The organism is Fimbriimonas ginsengisoli Gsoil 348, from assembly GCF_000724625.1.
In the GTDB taxonomy this organism is placed as follows: domain Bacteria; phylum Armatimonadota; class Fimbriimonadia; order Fimbriimonadales; family Fimbriimonadaceae; genus Fimbriimonas; species Fimbriimonas ginsengisoli.
In genome coordinates, this window is record NZ_CP007139.1 from 4,713,427 (window position 1) to 4,729,329 (window position 15,903).

Consider the following 15,903-nt stretch of genomic DNA (forward strand, 5'->3'; position numbering starts at 1 on the left):
CCGATCTGATCAGGCAAGCTGAGACCGAGCCTCTATGAGAAAATTCATTGTGACCACTATCGCCGTCTGCCTCGCCTGCCTTGGCTCCGCCCAAAGTCCGGCAGAGTTTGTAAAGCAGGTTCGAGAGGTCGACTTCCGGTTTATGCAGTGCCTCGCCAACGGAGATCATAAGACCCTGGACGAGATCCTCGATAAGAACGCGGTGATCGTAAGCTCGGCGGGAAAGGTGGGTCCCCGCGATCATATGATCAATGCGGTTCGAACCGGGATAACTCGAGTGACGTGGAACGCCATCGAGCATGAGGCGGTGTATCTCCACGGGGAAACCGCCGTGGTCAGCGAAAAGCTGCACTCACGCGGACTCTCCCGCGGCGAAAAAATCGACACGTGGCTACAGATCCTCCGGGTCTACATGCACAAAGAAGGTAAGTGGCGGTTGATAAGCTACCAATCCACCCGCATCCTCCCGTCGTAGCCGACTGTGCCAAGTGAGGGTGCAAGGGTTGCGACCATCGAAACCTTGCTAGTCGCTTATCGAGAACCGGATGATCTGTCCGTTCTTGTCGTACACGCACGTCACGTAAGTCTCATAAAACGGGCGAACCCGGCTAATGCGGTAGCGGCGGGACAGACCCAATGGAACCTGAGATCGGTTCATCAGGCTGACCGATCGGATAGGGCCGAGGGTCCGCATTCCGTTGGCAAGACCGTTTCGCAAGTCGCCCTCCAACAGACCCGCAAGCTGTGGCGAGAACTCTTTGTGGTCGACCCGTCCGCTAGCCAGTTGGCCCAGGATTCTTGAGATGCGAAGACTCTCGGTGGGCGCGTCGTCAACAATAGGCAACTCCGGAGGAACGGCTAGCCTGGGTTCGACCATACCGGCCACGGTTAGGGCGATGCGATCCAGATCGACCTCCACCGTGTTGGCCAGCACGATCACCGTCAGGCCACTTTGGGGAAAACGATGAAACTCAGACTGATATCCAGGCACGCCGCCGCCATGGTGAATGTGGCGATAGCCTCGATAACTGTCGACGAACCAGCCAAAGCCGTAGGAGCAAGCTGCACCGCTTAGCAATTTTGCCGGCGTCCACATGGCGACGCGGCTTGCTGGACGCAAGAGGGCATCTGACTCGAGAGCAATGTCCCACTTCGCGAGGTCGAGCACGGAAGACTGGAACGCTCCGCTGGGGCGAATCGAGGGCCATTTCTCGGCTGGATTGAACTTCCCGCGCCCCCATTCGTAGCCGGCAGCCAAACCGGGCGCCGGTTGCGACCAATTTACCTCGCTAGTATTTGCCAACCTCAGTGGCCGAAAGATGCGGTCCCGAACATACGCCGTCCAAGATTTGTGAGTTACCGATTCGAGGAGTTGGGCTACGAGGTAATAGCCTACGTTTGAATATCCCCAGGCCGATCCAGGTTGCGAAGTGAGAGGGGTAGACGCGGCCGCGGCGATCACTCCGGCGACTGTCTGCGGCTTGGACGGATCGAAGCCCGGAGCTTCCCGGACGAGCCCTGCAGTATGGGACAGAACCTGACGAACGGTTATCTTCTGCCAACTTGGTGGCAAGCCTCGAACGTACTGCGAAATAGGATTGTCGAGTCGGACTTTTCCATCTTGTACGAGCAGCATCGTCGCCGCCGCCAAGAACTGCTTGCTAAGGGAACCCAGCAGAAAGACCGTCTCAGGCCGTACTCGTCGCTTGGATTCCAGGTTCGATGTGCCGTACCCGCCGACGCGCACAAGTTTCCCGTGCTTCAGGACCGCGAAGGCAAGCCCTGGAATATGCTGCATGCTCATTCGGGCGTGGATAAAGTCGTCGATTCTGTCTGCCGATGCAAGACCGGCAAATACAAATAAGCATGGGATCGTAACGGCTCGAAGCACAGATGAACAGCGAATCATGCCTACATCGTAGGATGGGCCACGGCCTCCGTCTTGTCTTTACAGAGCGTTCCTTTGACTAGGCTGAGCCTATGCATGGCGCCGTTGATAGGCGGATGGGGTTGTGCCAGTGTATTTCTTGAAGGTACGCGTAAAGTGGCATTGGTCGGCAAAGCCAACCGTCAATGCGATCTCCGCAATGGGCATATCGGATTCCGTCAGCAGTCGGCCAGCATTTTCTATCCGGAGGCGGCGAATGTATTCTCCAATGCTACAACCAAATTGCCCTCGAAACGTCCTGGTCATGTGTGCTGGATGTACGCCAGCTTCATAAGCTATTCGCTCCAGACTCAGCGGCTCCGAATAGTTCGCGTGAAGCAGATCGCGAACCCGCGCAAGCCAACGCGGCAGTCGCGGCTCCGGACGGTCATCCGCCCGACGATGAAGATCTACGAGCAACTCCAAGGTCAATCCTTCTAGCATCATCGAGGTGAGATTGTCCGGGCTCTTGAACTCGCGGTACGCGTTCGTCGCTAGCTGGGCTGGACGGTCCCGGTCGCACATTGACCGTCTCGAACAAAACCCTGGGTAACGGCGGCCGAACTCGTCTCCTAGAACGATGTCAAAGGTCGTTACCTCTCCCAAAAAATGATCCGCGTGCAGGTCGTCTCTCGGCACGTAACCGATGGAGGCCTCTCCGATGTAGTGAGATGTGTCACCGGACAAGTGCTCGACGGCACCCGACAGGCATAGGAACAAGTGGGAAGCCGAATTCCGGTGCGGGGCCATCCGGTAATTTGCCGGGTATGACACCTGGCGGAACTGAAGGTCACCGCTAGCGATCTCCTTCCAAATCTTTGGTTCGGTTAAATTCTCCGTCGTCATGTTTGCTCACTCCTCAGGGCCGACAAACCTAAGCGCTTCCTCCGAGGTGAGTACGAATTCGTCAGCCGATCCGTATCCCGCCTTCCGGATCCTCCCCGCAGAATAGACCATCAGAATCGCTTCGGCAGCTTGTCCAGCGTCACCATAAGCGGGTCGTTTGCAACTTGCCTCACCCAATCGGGCGGATTGTCCTTCCCGGGCGCCCACCAGGGGAGGCAATACAACCAGCGCGGACCTTTCGACGCCATCACCGCCGGGCTTGGGACCGTGTCGCACTCGCATAGCGCCAACATCTTGTCCGGCGCGACCTGGCGCATCGTGTCGTAGTAATTCTGGTACGCATCCGTGCGGTAATCCTGCCCCGCTTGGTTGCTGTAGATGTCGACTCCCGCGATGTCCACGTAATCTGATCCTGGATAGAAACGCTTCCGGAACGCGACCGGATCTTTTTGCACCCCAGCGCTGTACACCCAAATCAGGTTGTGGAATCCGCGCTTCTTCACGAAGTAGTCGAAGATGAGGCGAAAGAGCGCCGCCGTGTTCTCCGGTTTCTGCCGGTCGGTCCACCAAAACCAACCGCCGTCGATCTCGTGCAAGGGTCGGAAGAGGATCGGTACATGGCCGTCCGCCAACGGCTGCATCGCGTCCGCCGTCCGGCGCAGATCTTCCATCGCCGCCCGATTCTCATCCGTACCTGGCGTTACGAGCCGGCCGACGTCGACGTGCGGCGCCGTCTTCGGCTGCCCAACCCAAGCGGTTCCGTCGGGAGCGAGCGGGTTCCCCCAGTGGTACTGCATCGTGACGAACCCATGCCGTTCGCGCCACCATCGGCCCGCATCTTTGACGTAGCTCGCCACAACGGAACGGTACGAGTCTCCCCAGTGGGGTGGATTCCAACCGTAAACGTCGATGCTAAGCATCGCCGGATACTTCCCCGCCACCTTATACATCGCCTCCGCGTTGGGCCAGTCGCCAATCCCAACCCCGGTGTTGGTGCTCTGCCCGTAGATCACCTTCTTCCCGTAGATCGATTGGAGGTAGGCCATGACCCCACGCGCCTCCTTCTGCAGCCGAGGATCCGCGCTTTTCTGAGTCGGCGGAGCCAGCATAACGGCGGCTAAGAGTCCCATGAACATGGACCAATTATGCTACTCAGTGACTTAGAGGGTCGCTAAGGGCGAAGTCTTCGGCGCTGCAGACACGGAACCAAAGACGTGGCGCGAGGCCAAGATCGTCAATATCCTTCTGTAGCTTGGACGCTGCGTGAATCAGATTGAGCAACGATCGGTGCTCCGGCTCAACGCCGCGTAAAACTCGACGAAGTCACTCTCCAATCGTGGAGGGAGGGCCTGGGCTTACGCGAAGGACGACTGCAAAGAAGGAAGAGTCTCCCTCGTAACCGTCCCTGCGAGAAGGGACAAGCGCTCCTCCTCAAGAAAATCCCACCACGCCGGCAGCCGGGCGCGCATATCTTTTGCCGCACGCATTCGAGATTCGGTCACAGAAAGATTACGGGGCATATCTGCGGACAGTGAGATCCGTGAACCCGACTCCACGGCAGGCAAACAAGAACGCTTCCCGGAACAGTTCCTCGGGACCGGAAACCGGGAAAAAACGCCGCTGGGGCAAGCTAAACAAGGCGATCATTCCGAAAAAGTGGTGAACGAACAGAGTATGAAGCTCGCTAGGAGCCTTCTCGGTCTGGAGTTCCCCGCTCGCCCAAGCGACTTGCAAGCACTCCGTCAGATAAGGGCAGATCGGACCAAATACGCTCTCTAGGAACGACGCGGCGAAGGAGCCGTCGCCGAGAAGGCTCTGGCCGATGAGACGGTCGATGCTGTCGTCCTTCACACGCCCCGGAGGACCGAGCAAGATGGTCTTCGCAAGGACGTGGAAAGCGCCGATAAACGAAGCGGCGCTCGGCGGCTCCGCCATGAGTCGCGCAAAGAGCGCGTCCTTGTTGGTGACCAGCGCCAGCGCCAGCTCGCTATACAGGATCTCCTTGGTTGGAAAATGCTTATACAGCAGCCCCTCCGAAACCCCGGCCGCCGCGGCAAGCTCTCGCGATGTGGCCCCCTCGAGCCCCTTCTGGGCGAAGACCTTCAGTGAGCTCTGAAGAATCATTTTCTTTCTTTCGCTCGCCGCCACACGTTTTTGCACGATTCTATGTTATCATCCTTTAATAAGTGAGTGATCACTCACTTATTAAAGGAGAAGTTGAACATGGTTCAGAAAATGGTTATTGCCCTCTGGTGCGGACTCATGTCGTCCGTAAGTTTCGCGAACGTAAACAAAGACGAGGCGTCGGTCAAGGCGATCCTGGGAAGACTCGAAAAGGCGTGGACCTCGGGCGACGCCAAGGCATGGAGCGAAGCATTCGCGAAGGATGCGGACTTCACGGTGTGGAGCGGTTTGCGAGTCCACGGCCGAGAGGCGATTCGCGCCGGGCACGAAGGGATTTTCAAAGGCCCATACAAGGGAACGGTCCTGAAATTCGAGATCGACAGCCTGCGGTGGGTAAGGCCGGATGTCGCTGTGGTTTTGACAAAGGGCGACACTCCAGGAGGCAAAGCCGGCGAGCAAATGAAGCAGACCTTCGTGATCTCGAAGCATGGCAAGAGCTGGCTCGTCGACGCCTTTCAGAACACGCGCGTGCAGGAGTGGCGAGGGCCGACCGACCGCCCGTAAAAAAAAACGGGAGAAAGGGTCTTCGGTTCCGACGGCCCTTCCCTCCTCCTTTACTGTTGACCCTTCCAGTCGAGATCATTGCGAGTGCAGCTTCGAGGAAGTCCTGCCTGTCCCATCTTTTCCAGACCGTGGAGACCGCAACCGTATATAGTTATCGGATGCTTTCGCTCGCCGTCCTCGCAGCCTTAACGCTCTCTCCGCAGGAGTTGAGCAACCAGTCGTTCCTTCAGGGTCTCCCGAAGCCAGCGGCAAAGGAGCTCGAGAGACGGAGGGACCTCATCGAAAAACGTCACGGATCGGCTTTAAAGAATGTGTTGGAGGCGACTGAGAAGTTCGCGGCGGACTTCTCGAAGCAACCACGAATCTCGGAAAGTCTCTCGACCCTGAACCGGGAATTCGGCGACCTAGCCAAGGACGAAAAGCTAAAGCCTGCAGATCGAGCAAAGCGCCTTGAGGATTCGGCTCAGCGTTTTGCGGGGGTAGCCGGGTCCGCCCTGGAGACGCACATCTTCGGCAATCTGCAAAACCTGGCGAAGTCGCTTGACGTAAAGACGCCACTGAAGCGACGTCCTTCAGGTGGTTTCGTTTCCACCTCCGGTTCGTCCGCCGATCGCCCTAGCCTGCCACCACAAACGACTCTAACCTCGCACGGGCCATACGAGCTAAGTACATCCTACGAGCGGACCTATGGCGCTAGCATTGCCCGGAATCAGACGCTGCTATTGGCCGATCCGAGAGGCATATTTATGGCAAACGTTGGGGCCGACTCCATTGTTCTTGGGGCAGGAGGTCGTAGCGCAACCTGCATCCTCGGTCACAGTTTTGACATTCCGGCCGGGTATTCCCGCGGCGAGGCAACCGTTTATTTGCACGGGAATGCGCAGATGGCGGTGTTCGCCGGGTTGGGCGGTGCTTCCGCCGTTACCTCAATCGGCACAATCGTCACCGACCGCGGACTCGTTCTGGGTTCAACTCAACGGGACGTTGCCACTTACGTCGCGCCGTTCGCCTACTATGTCCGAGGAAGCGAACCACTGCCGACGGCCCAAACCATCATTTTCGCCGCGCCGCCCGGCGGCGGACCGATATCCGTCACCTTTAACATCATTGCCTACACTGGCGCGGGTAGTGCTATAGGTTCAGCCTATGCCACTGCCGACATCCTTGGATCGGTCGATCGAATCGAAGTCCGCCTCCAGCGGTAGGTCGAAGAAGACCGAGACCCGGTCTTCTTCGGTCCTTTAGCGAGAGAAGTTTGATGATATTCGTCGCCAACCAGTCGGCTACTTGGTAATAGGTGACGGCTTGGATCATTCGGTCTAGATCTTCGACCGAAGGCAGCCTGGGGTTCATGACCTGGGTCGCCAGGAGCATCGCGTCGATGTTCCCGCTCACCCATTACTCGGTCGCCAAATCCGGGTGGGCTTTGATCTGCCTGGCCATGGCGCGCAGATTCGCCGTATTGACCCCAAAAACCGTTGTCGCCTGCCCCGCACTTGATCGTTGCCGATCGCCTCCAACTAGGCCATCACTTCGCCGTACGTCATCCAAACTTCGGGCTGGTGGTTCCTCAATGGACAGACCCATCAGTCCAGATCGTGACGACCGCCGTCGACTTTGCCGGAACGGCTACTTTCGGCCACCTAAGGTAGTTCGTGTAACCAAGCGGGTGCTTTGCCTGACCACGGCTCTCCGCAAACACGGAGACCTTGGCGTCGTAATCGGTCGGATTGGAGAGCTGGAGGGTGATGCCGCGGGCGGCGTGCTTGACGACTTTCGCGATCACATGGTCGAAGACAAACAGGTCGCCGGAGTCCGTACGCAAATAGATTCCAGGGATCTCGATCGCCATCATCAGGCCGTCGAGCTCACACCACGCATTTTGAGTTTGGATGAAGTTGCCGACCGCCCCCTTGCCCTCGGCATCCGTGGGTTGGATCCGCTCCATGGACGCGCCGAATCCGGTATGGCATGTTGGGTGGCCGGGCATATCGGTGGCCTCGACCTGTGCGTGCTGGATGTCGCGAAGCAACTCCGCGTACCGCCGATCCCCGGTCGCGCGAAACAGCTTAAACAGGTAGTCGCCGGAGGATGTGCAAATGCCGGGCGCGGCATGCTTGTTCTGAGCGCTTGCCCATACCGCGCCGGCCATGTGGCCACCCAACCTGGCGATATCGCTTTGGGGTGGAAAAATGTAGTCGTAAGAGAGAACCCAGGAAGCGGCCAGAGCCGCTTCGTCTCGGGCCTTTCGGAGCCATCCGGAGTCGCCGGTTGCCCAGCAGAGCGCCATCAGCGACTCCAAGAAGCCGAAGGAGGACTCCGAATCGGGATCTTGCGAGATGTCGGCGCAGTGGCCGCCGGTGAATCCCCTCCCGACCACGTCGCGCCGGTAGTAGAAGTTGGCCGACTCTTTGGCGACGCGCAGGTACTCGGGATTGTTGAAATACTTCCCCGCCATCGCGAGCCCCGCGGGGAAAAGAGCGCCCGAGGTGGAGTTGAACACGGCGATTTCACCCGTCTCGGGGTCTAGATACTGGCCAAACTCGCCGCGCTTCCTCCACATCGACTCGAAGGCGGCGGCGAGCCGCCGGGCGGATTGCTCCCACTCCGGCTTGATCTCGTTTCGGTGGCCCTGCGCGATCAGGATCTGGAAGAACTTGAAGAACATGACCAGCGCGTCGGCGTTCTTCCTGGTCAGCACAAATGGACGACCATCGAGAGAGCGATCGGCGCGTATCAGTCCTTTCGCGGTGATCCCGCCATAGAAGAGCCCGCTCTTCCCTTGGAGCTTTGCGACTACGAAGTCGAGCTGCCGCTCGACATGCGCCCGTTCTAGGGGATCGCCGAGAGCCAGCATCGGGGTTTGCATGAATCCGCTGACCCAGCCGAGCTGAAAGTCTGGACTGTTTTCGGGAAGGTAGTAGCCGCCGACCGGTGCCTCTTGCCAGCGCTTTTTGAAGCGCGGCGCGATGGTCTCAGCCATCTTGCTCATCGGGACGAGGTTGCGAGGCTGGTTGGGTCCGGTCAATGCTTTTCGAACGGACAGGAGCTTGTTCAGGAGGTCCGGGATCCCTTTCGCCGGGAATGAATAGCTCTTAAACTTCAAGGTCAGCTCGTCGCCAGCTTTCCAATCGGCGCCCACATCGCCGCTCGGGCGAAATCCGCCGAACTCAGCCGCGCGCTCGCGCACCCCGGGAGCGCTGACGATGAAGCTGATTCGGTCCTGTACGGCGTTTTCTTCGATTCGCAAACCGTTGTTGCCGAATCGAGATTTTTGCTCGCACAGGAGGATGAACCCTTTCTTTTGGTTGGGCGAGTAATAAGCCACCGCCGGAATCGAAGCGTTGCCGGTCTGCAACTCGATCAGGGAGGACTTGCCCGGCTTCAGCTCGAGTCGAGGGTTATTCGACATCGTGACCGGCAGATTAGGGTTGAAGAACATCGAGCGCGGGTAGGCCGGCATATAGCCGTCACCGAGGGCGTGCAGGCGGTTGCCGTTGTAGATCGCGGCAGGCACGATCACGTAGTTCTTGGGCGTCCAACGCGCGAAGTCGAATGCCACGGCGACGCCGGCCGCCTTGGCGGCTCCCTTGACGAGGCGGAAGGTGACCTGGAAGGAATCGGACGATCCCCGGCGTTCGCAGCTCCAGAATGCTCCACCGACGGCGGAGGGGCGAGGAGCAACCTCCGTTGTCCGTTGGAGCTTCGAGCCTTCGTAGTCGCAGACAAGAAACCGAACCTGCTCCCTGCTCACGGCCACGTCGGGCATCATCGACTTCGTTTGTGCCGCGGCACTGGTCGCGGCAAGCATGCCACACCAGATCAGTGCGGGAACCTTGCTCATCGAGGTGTCCTTGGAGGCAAGAGGATCGGTTTTTCCGCGAGCCAGACCGTGAGCTCGTACGGAGAGGCGGCTTGGCCGGTGAACGATACTCTTACCGTCGACTGACCTTTCGGGATTTGCACGCGACCACGAACGGTCAAGGGAGCAAGCTCCTTTCGGAACTTGTCGGCGAGATAGGCGCGGCCGTGCTTCGCTATGACGAACTGCCCCGCTTCTATCTTGTGGTCGCAGGCGACTTGACCTCCCTCCGGGAGATCGATGGTAAGCCCGGTAACCGGCGACGCTATCCGAAGGGAAAATTGAAGCGGCTGCTCGGCGTAAGGGTTAGTTACTTCGCCCGAAGTTAGGCGTAGCTCGCGGATTGGGACCAGAGCGAGCGTTCCATCGGCACGGCTCTCTAGGTGGAATTTGCGGTTCAAATCCCGGAGGAGCGACTTCACGGCCGGCGTGAAGGCCCCGCGGGCGCGGGCATCCTCCCAAGTGCGGAACGCTTTGAATATCTCATCCTTCTCCCCGCTCGGCTCGACCGCGTCCTGGCTGAGTCCCAGCATGTAGGTCGCATCCCAGCCGATCGCCTTCGCCTGAAGGTTCTCGGCATCGTAGACGGACCAGTCGCGATGATAGTCCTGGATGCCGAAGGTGGGTGGGAAGTAGCTGTTGCCGAGGCCGTTTCTCACGTCTTTCCCTTCGATTCCCCAGCGGTTGAGAACCGGGTCGAACATGTTGGCGCCGCCTCCCACGTTGCAAACGCTCATGTACTCCCAACCTCCCGCGAAGACACAGGAGCCCATGATTCGAGGCGCCTTGCCGTTTGTTAGTTTGCCGAAAGTCTCGACGAATCTGCGGAGGAATCTGCGAACGCCGAAGTACCCGTGGTTTTGATAGAGCGTGCTTTCGAGCCCATCGAAATCGATGTACTCCATCCCGTTTTCCACCAGCACCTTGGCATAGTAGTCGGCGTAGTCGAGCATGCCGGCCATGTCCGGCACAAAGCCGCCGTAGCAGTTCATTTGGAGCTTAGCAAGCTCGCTCCCCGCCGGGTGCGGCAGGGCGGCCGTGCCGTATTGCCCGCGTTGGATCCCTTTGAGAGTGTAGGGTGGTCGGTCGGAAATGCCGGAGTATTTCAGGATCTCGGTTCCGATGCGGATCGCGTTCGATCCATCGCGCATCGGCCAAGTCCCATCCTCGGCGAGAAAGGAAGGGTCGTCGACCGTAATCTCGGTGTCGGTTGGAGTGATCTCGCGCGCAAGCTTGGTCCGAAGAACGGTTTGAAGCTTCGGGCTGGCGTCGGGAGTGACGTCCGAGTTTCGCCCCGCTTGGGCGAAGAGGCAAAGGGTGTGCAGTCCGTACTTTATGCCGTGGCGGCCGAGCTCGCGGGTGTATTCGCGGTAGGTCAGCTTCCGGCCGTCGGAAAACCCCACCCTCGGTCCAAGCCAATGGTCGGCGGGATCCGCATAATATTCCCCCTGCGCCTCGTCTTGCACCGCGTGCAATCCGAGCGCATCGGCGTATTCGATCAGCTTGTCGTGAGGGCCGGTCCAAGCGATATCGGTCTTAAATCCCCGCGGGTCGCGCACCCACTTTCCATCCATCTTCACATGGGGGAGATGCTCTGCGTCGGCGATTTCTTCGAGTACCGCGAGGCCGTCTCGGTCCGGACAGGCGTATAGGGCGACTCCGGAACCAATGAAATCGACGTTCACCGGGTCGGTGACCTGGTGTCGAGGCCGGGATCCGGGGAAATGCGGAAGTAGGGAAAAGGTGAATGTGCGAGGGCGGCGGCGGTCTCGCGAGTGGTAGGCCAGGCTCGATCCATAGGCCGGCTCGAGGCGGCAGCCAGTGCCATAGACCATCTGGAAATACTCCTCGGGATGGGAGTAAAACGCAACGTCACTGACCCCGTCCCCCCCGATGTTAAACGTCTGCCCCTCTTTGAGCCCCGCCGGAAGCGGCAAAGTCTTGGGATCGGGCGAATGCACGTAATACTGCATGCCGTAGGCATCCCCCGGCGAAGGCGCGCCCGCGATCGTATTGTCATCGAGTCCGACCATCCCAATCGCCCAATCGTCCTCCCGAACGACCCCGATGAGGTCTCCGATCCGCTTGGAGACGGTCGTCCTGATCGGACCCCACACTACGTCGTCGACGTTCTCCCGGTGGGTGAGCGAGAGAAGTTGAAACCGGAAGTAGCGGCTTTTGGCTTGGGTTTTTACCCGGGCGACCGCTCCGTTCCTGTACCTAAGTTCGATTTCTCCGTTTGATGCGGCTGAGGCGGAGTCGGGAGCCATCAGATCGTTGTCCGGTTGACCGGCACGGTGGAGACTCAACAGAGGAGACGGCCGGCCAGCCGGGCTATATTCCCTACCCGTCGCCTGGGATACCAGTGAAGTGACCCAGCCGTGACTGTTCACCACGATGCGAGCATCTCGCGACTGAAGAATCAGCAACCTGGCAGGTTGCATTGGAAGCAAGGCAAGGAAAATCAGTGAGGCAATCATAAGTTTCGAAGGTTTCCGCTCGCGTCCTTCACCTAAGTCATTCTATTGCCGACGGCCCGCAGGAGGTCAGGGGGCGAGCGGGCTCCTTTAGAGACGAGCCTTTATCGCGGAGCGTTGAAGATATCTAGCTACCTGAAAACCCGCTCGAATTCGCTTTCCGGCATGTTTCGCGGTAGGCGCCGCTACCATCAGGATTCGAGGTGGGTCGCCAGCGAAAGCCTCAAATGCTTCATGGAGCGTGGTGCCAACGATTGGCATCCGGGCCGGGTTGAGGAGCCGCTTCGGTCTACTTCGAAGTTCAGGGTTGAACGCCGATCCGCACTTCAAGGAATCGATTATCGTTCGGCAGGCGTCTGAGCCCATGGCAAAAAGTTCGAATCCCGTGCGGTGTACCAATTCATGTGTTACCTGAAATGTCGTAATGTGCTGGCTTAAGACACTCGCGTCAACCGCGAAGCATTAAACGGGCAAAACCCGTTAGAAGGGGTCTAGGGCATGTCCTACTTCGAGCTTCAGATGCTCCGGCGTGACGATATCTGCGCCCATATGCTGTCGCACGCAACAAACGCCGCTAGAATGGGCTCATATGTACCCCCCTCCCGACGTTCCACGTAGGAAGCCGCGCTGGAGTTATTTCCTCGTTGCGGTGGGAGTGTTTATGTTCGTCTTGCCAGTGATATTCATGATGGCCGGCATGCTTGGCCTGGGGCGTGTGGTGACCACTCACGATTACGCACACGACGTTCATGAGAAGGATGTTACGGCCACCCAGATGGGCATCGGTGGCACGGTTGCCATCCCGGCTCCGAATGGCGTCGAGATGACGGACGTCGCCTCCGGCGACACCAAGACTTGGTACCAGCCGACCGGCGATTGGCGTATCTGGGGAGTTGCTGGCCCGAACAGAAACCGACTCGCCATTTTCACCGAGAACGATATGTCCGCGAAACTTCATCGGCTGAACACGCTCGACATGGGTTCGGGGGTGGTCCGACGACTATTTGAACGCCCGGGCGATGCCCTGTGGGACCATGCGATTAGCGACAATATGGTGGTCGCCGGTGCGTCTGACGTGGCCGTGATCGCCGACGGAGTGGGCAACGAGCAGCTTCACGCTCCCGAGGCATACATGCCTGTTTGCGATCTCGAACGGGTTGACCTCACGACAGGAGCCACTCGGAGGTTCAAGGTAAGGGCATTCGAGAGCACCATGGCGATCTCCGGCGATGGCCGCTACGTTTTCTACGTAGCGGGGCTTGATAGCAATAGGGCGGCCAGGCTGCAGAACCTTTCCGCGCCGAAGTCCGCTCCTACCGAAGGTCCAACTCCGGTCGTCTTTCGCTTAGATATGGTGTCCGGGAGATCGACTGCTCTATTCCCCGGATGGAACGTCACTGGCGACCCCGACGATGGCCTCGTCTTAATTAGCGACTACGACGGTAACGTGACCGTCTTTGACTTGACAACCTTGCGTTCTAGGCCGTTCTCAAAACCCAACTACGTTCACACGCCGCTTGGCCTTGTGGGAGGAAGCATCCTTATCTCACGCGCGATGCAAGCTCGGCGCGAGGACGTAGAGTTGACTCGGTTCAATGGTTTGCCAGGCCCACGACCAATGCCGCGTGTCGTAGCGTACGACGGGAAAGGCAGGCGAATCGCCACCTTAGTGAAGGCCTTCGACCCTCGCCACCAAGCCAGTTACAGCCCGTGGCCAAAGCCAATCACGAAGAGATAGTCGGGAGGCTCGTAGGTGACGCTCAAGTTGCCACATTCGGCTACTGGGGTCCACTCGAACGATTAATTCGGCAAAGGAATGACATATGGAACCGCAATAGCGAGATTTGCGAGCATTCGACTTCGGGATCGTCACATCAGGCTCTTCGATGAGAGGATGGCCCGAGCAAGCTGCTTGTCGAATTCGGTCCCATTCAATTGCGTCTACCCAAGGAGCAGAGTTCCAAACCTGCTCCGTGCGGTGTACATGCCGTCTTGAGCCTAGAGTCCAGTACATGACGGGACGGGATTCAAACGTCAATCACCTCGGAGGCCAGAAAAGACGATTGTTGCGGTAGCTACTTAGCAGTTTCCAGGTTCCCTCAGAAACAACCTCGACGGTTCCGTTCACAACCTTGAATGCGGTGTGAATATCGGAAACGTAGGCTTTGTTACCGATTTCCGCTGCCCACTTCTCTGCGTTCTCCATCGTGTTCCACGGGCAGCCATCGGCGCCCGAGTGGGGAAAGATCGAGAAGTCTACGACTCCTAAGGCTCGATCGCCTCCTCCGGGAGGATTCCAGCCTACAAAGTCCGATCCGATGCGGGGCGTCATCACCATGCTTCCGGCGCTTAAGCCAACCCAAAGCTTATCGTCCAAGTTCGGCAGGAGGTCCGCAAGACCGGATTCTCCCATCCAGTGGGCCAGGTAAAGGGCGTCGCCGCCATTCACAAGGAGGGCATCCGAGGCCTCAATCCAGCCCACCCAGCGCTCGTTGTTGAGGCTGGGGTGCAAATCGCAGTCGATCAGCGGAGTAGATTTTTGAAGTTCTACGAGGCGTTTGAGCGCGGCGGCAAGCCACGCTAGTTACGGGCGAGGATGGTCCGGGCCAACAGCCTCTGGGATTCTGTCGCACTCCTGGCAGAACAGAGAAACGGCGGCGTATGATCCGGGAATGTCCACCTCCGCACTTCCCGATCTCTGCGGTCTAGTTCGTGCTCGGTCGCGAGAGAATCAACAAGCGATGGAAAGGCTCGATGGGCTCCCCGGTCCACAAATCGCCATCCTTCGGGAAGAAATGGAATCTCTGGTCAAGGTTATGTACCTCCTGCGGCTCGATATGGGCGAAAGGGAGGCAACCGCGCGGAACGTTTTAGACGGAAGAGGCTTCTGCGACCCGAGCGGGCAACCGATCACAGACCAAGAAATGCTCGCGGTTGCGGGGACCCTTCACGGATGGGCAAAAATCGTTTACACCTTTGCCCGGGTGTTCATCCATTTCGCGTCGCTTTATTCCTTCGCGAGTCGTGACCCGCTTGACCAACTGACTACTGCCGAGCGGCGAACGATTGTCGATCACTTGAACGGCTGCCACGAAGGGCGTCTCAACGACAAATCGCCGTTTGATGCGCTTGCCCCTCTTCTCGTTCGCGTCTTCAACAACATATCGATGAACCTGACATGCTATCTGGCAATTCTCGAAGCCGGAAGATCGATAGAGCCTGTGTAAGGCCCCTACGGTTTCCAGTCGCCGTCGGCGGTTCCATCCGGACTTACCGCCACCACCTTGTACCCCTCCGGGTCTTTCATCCAAATCTCCCAGTGGTTGGGCCCGCCATTCCGATCGGGAGGATTACAGTGCTTGTCGAGCAGAATTTCCACCCCCATCTCATGCGCTCGCTCCACCAACGCGTCGAAATCGTCGACCTCAAACCAGATCGGCGGCCCAATGCAGAGTGGCTGAGTCTGATCCGCGATCACGGGCCGCGAGGATCTGGAACGTCGGTGACGTTGGAATCCTGGAGGTTGCGGCCTTTGTGTCCCGCAACGATCGGGGCAGTTTGCGCAAGTAAACTTCGAGCCGATGAACGATCGGACGGTGTTCCGCGCGGCGGAGGTGGCGGACTTGCCGCAGATGGTGCAGCTTTCGCATGAATACCGGCTCCAACTTAGTACGTTCCAGCCAACCATGTGGCGGATGTCGGAGGACGGAGACCGCATCCAGATCGACTATTTCGGCCACTTGCTCCAGCAGGGAAACGTCGCCGCTGTCGTGGCAATGAAATCTGATCGGGTGGCGGCATTTGCGATCGGAAGCCTAGTCCCGGCCCCGCCGGTCTACGCTCCAGGTGGACTCACCTTCCTAATCGACGATTTCGCCATTGCCGAAAACGAGAGTTGGGACACGCTGGGCCAGCAGGTTCTATCAGAGATGATCCTCTTGGCAACCGCGCGGGGCGCCGTGCAGGCCGTCGTTATCTGCCCCAACCTCCTCGAAGACAAGCGACTCGCCCTCTCATCTTCCGGCTTTACCGTTGCCTCCGAATGGTGGGTTCGCAACCTCTGACCGCGGGCTGCCCTAGGCCGGCCACTATCGCTCCGCCAA

General features: G+C 58.7%; 14 protein-coding genes. 6 read left to right on the top strand and 8 right to left on the bottom strand.

Annotated elements, in window-relative coordinates:
- Positions 1–34 precede the first annotated feature (34 nt).
- Positions 35–475: a nuclear transport factor 2 family protein gene (locus tag OP10G_RS21185; protein ID WP_025228433.1), complete on the top strand. Its 441-nt coding sequence runs from the start codon at positions 35–37 to the stop codon at positions 473–475.
- A 48-nt stretch (positions 476–523) separates the two neighbouring features.
- On the opposite strand, the gene OP10G_RS21190 is transcribed toward OP10G_RS21185, so the two are convergent.
- The 4 genes from OP10G_RS21190 to OP10G_RS25270 form a co-directional block, all read right to left on the bottom strand.
- Positions 524–1,909, bottom strand: a complete 1,386-nt coding sequence (locus OP10G_RS21190) for a serine hydrolase domain-containing protein (RefSeq protein ID WP_084179612.1) — start codon at positions 1,907–1,909, stop codon at positions 524–526.
- Between the two features lie 69 nt (positions 1,910–1,978).
- Complete coding sequence (locus OP10G_RS28000; protein ID WP_025228431.1) at positions 1,979–2,773, bottom strand: AraC family transcriptional regulator; 795 nt, start codon at positions 2,771–2,773, stop codon at positions 1,979–1,981.
- Between the two features lie 110 nt (positions 2,774–2,883).
- Positions 2,884–3,909 (bottom strand): glycosyl hydrolase, encoded by a 1,026-nt coding sequence (locus OP10G_RS21200; protein WP_025228430.1) that lies wholly within the window; start codon positions 3,907–3,909, stop codon positions 2,884–2,886.
- 373 nt (positions 3,910–4,282) lie between these two features.
- Positions 4,283–4,933, bottom strand: coding sequence for a TetR/AcrR family transcriptional regulator (locus OP10G_RS25270; RefSeq protein WP_144241294.1), 651 nt, complete (start codon positions 4,931–4,933; stop codon positions 4,283–4,285).
- Positions 4,934–4,963: 30 nt separating this feature from the next.
- On the opposite strand from OP10G_RS25270, the gene OP10G_RS21210 reads away from it, so the two are divergent.
- Together OP10G_RS21210 and OP10G_RS21215 are read left to right on the top strand one after the other, a co-directional pair.
- The gene (locus OP10G_RS21210; RefSeq protein ID WP_144241295.1) at positions 4,964–5,461 is read left to right on the top strand and encodes an SgcJ/EcaC family oxidoreductase; all 498 of its coding nucleotides are present in this window, start codon (positions 4,964–4,966) and stop codon (positions 5,459–5,461) included.
- Positions 5,462–5,619: 158 nt separating this feature from the next.
- Complete coding sequence (locus OP10G_RS21215) at positions 5,620–6,666, top strand: hypothetical protein (protein ID WP_025228427.1); 1,047 nt, start codon at positions 5,620–5,622, stop codon at positions 6,664–6,666.
- A gap of 365 nt (positions 6,667–7,031) precedes the next feature.
- On the opposite strand, the gene OP10G_RS25275 is transcribed toward OP10G_RS21215, so the two are convergent.
- Both OP10G_RS25275 and OP10G_RS21225 read right to left on the bottom strand, forming a co-directional pair.
- On the bottom strand, positions 7,032–9,305 hold the full coding sequence (locus tag OP10G_RS25275) for a YyaL domain-containing protein (RefSeq protein ID WP_025228426.1): 2,274 nt from the start codon (positions 9,303–9,305) through the stop codon (positions 7,032–7,034).
- A complete protein-coding gene (locus OP10G_RS21225) occupies positions 9,302–11,752 on the bottom strand; it encodes a hypothetical protein (protein WP_144241296.1) in 2,451 nt (816 codons plus the stop codon). The genes OP10G_RS25275 and OP10G_RS21225 overlap by 4 nt, the downstream gene beginning before the upstream one ends.
- Before the next feature lie 637 nt (positions 11,753–12,389).
- On the opposite strand from OP10G_RS21225, the gene OP10G_RS21230 reads away from it, so the two are divergent.
- The gene (locus OP10G_RS21230; protein WP_025228424.1) at positions 12,390–13,538 is read left to right on the top strand and encodes a hypothetical protein; all 1,149 of its coding nucleotides are present in this window, start codon (positions 12,390–12,392) and stop codon (positions 13,536–13,538) included.
- Between the two features lie 300 nt (positions 13,539–13,838).
- On the opposite strand, the gene OP10G_RS21235 is transcribed toward OP10G_RS21230, so the two are convergent.
- Positions 13,839–14,312 (bottom strand): Type 1 glutamine amidotransferase-like domain-containing protein, encoded by a 474-nt coding sequence (locus tag OP10G_RS21235; RefSeq protein WP_052547894.1) that lies wholly within the window; start codon positions 14,310–14,312, stop codon positions 13,839–13,841.
- A 160-nt stretch (positions 14,313–14,472) separates the two neighbouring features.
- Here OP10G_RS21235 and OP10G_RS21240 point away from each other — a divergent pair, with 160 nt between their 5' ends.
- Complete coding sequence (locus tag OP10G_RS21240; protein ID WP_144241297.1) at positions 14,473–15,027, top strand: hypothetical protein; 555 nt, start codon at positions 14,473–14,475, stop codon at positions 15,025–15,027.
- A 5-nt stretch (positions 15,028–15,032) separates the two neighbouring features.
- Here OP10G_RS21240 and OP10G_RS21245 read toward each other — a convergent pair whose 3' ends face one another.
- Positions 15,033–15,278: a VOC family protein gene (locus OP10G_RS21245; protein WP_025228422.1), complete on the bottom strand. Its 246-nt coding sequence runs from the start codon at positions 15,276–15,278 to the stop codon at positions 15,033–15,035.
- Between the two features lie 103 nt (positions 15,279–15,381).
- On the opposite strand from OP10G_RS21245, the gene OP10G_RS25280 reads away from it, so the two are divergent.
- Complete coding sequence (locus OP10G_RS25280) at positions 15,382–15,864, top strand: hypothetical protein (protein WP_025228421.1); 483 nt, start codon at positions 15,382–15,384, stop codon at positions 15,862–15,864.
- The last annotated feature ends 39 nt before the right edge of the window (positions 15,865–15,903 follow it).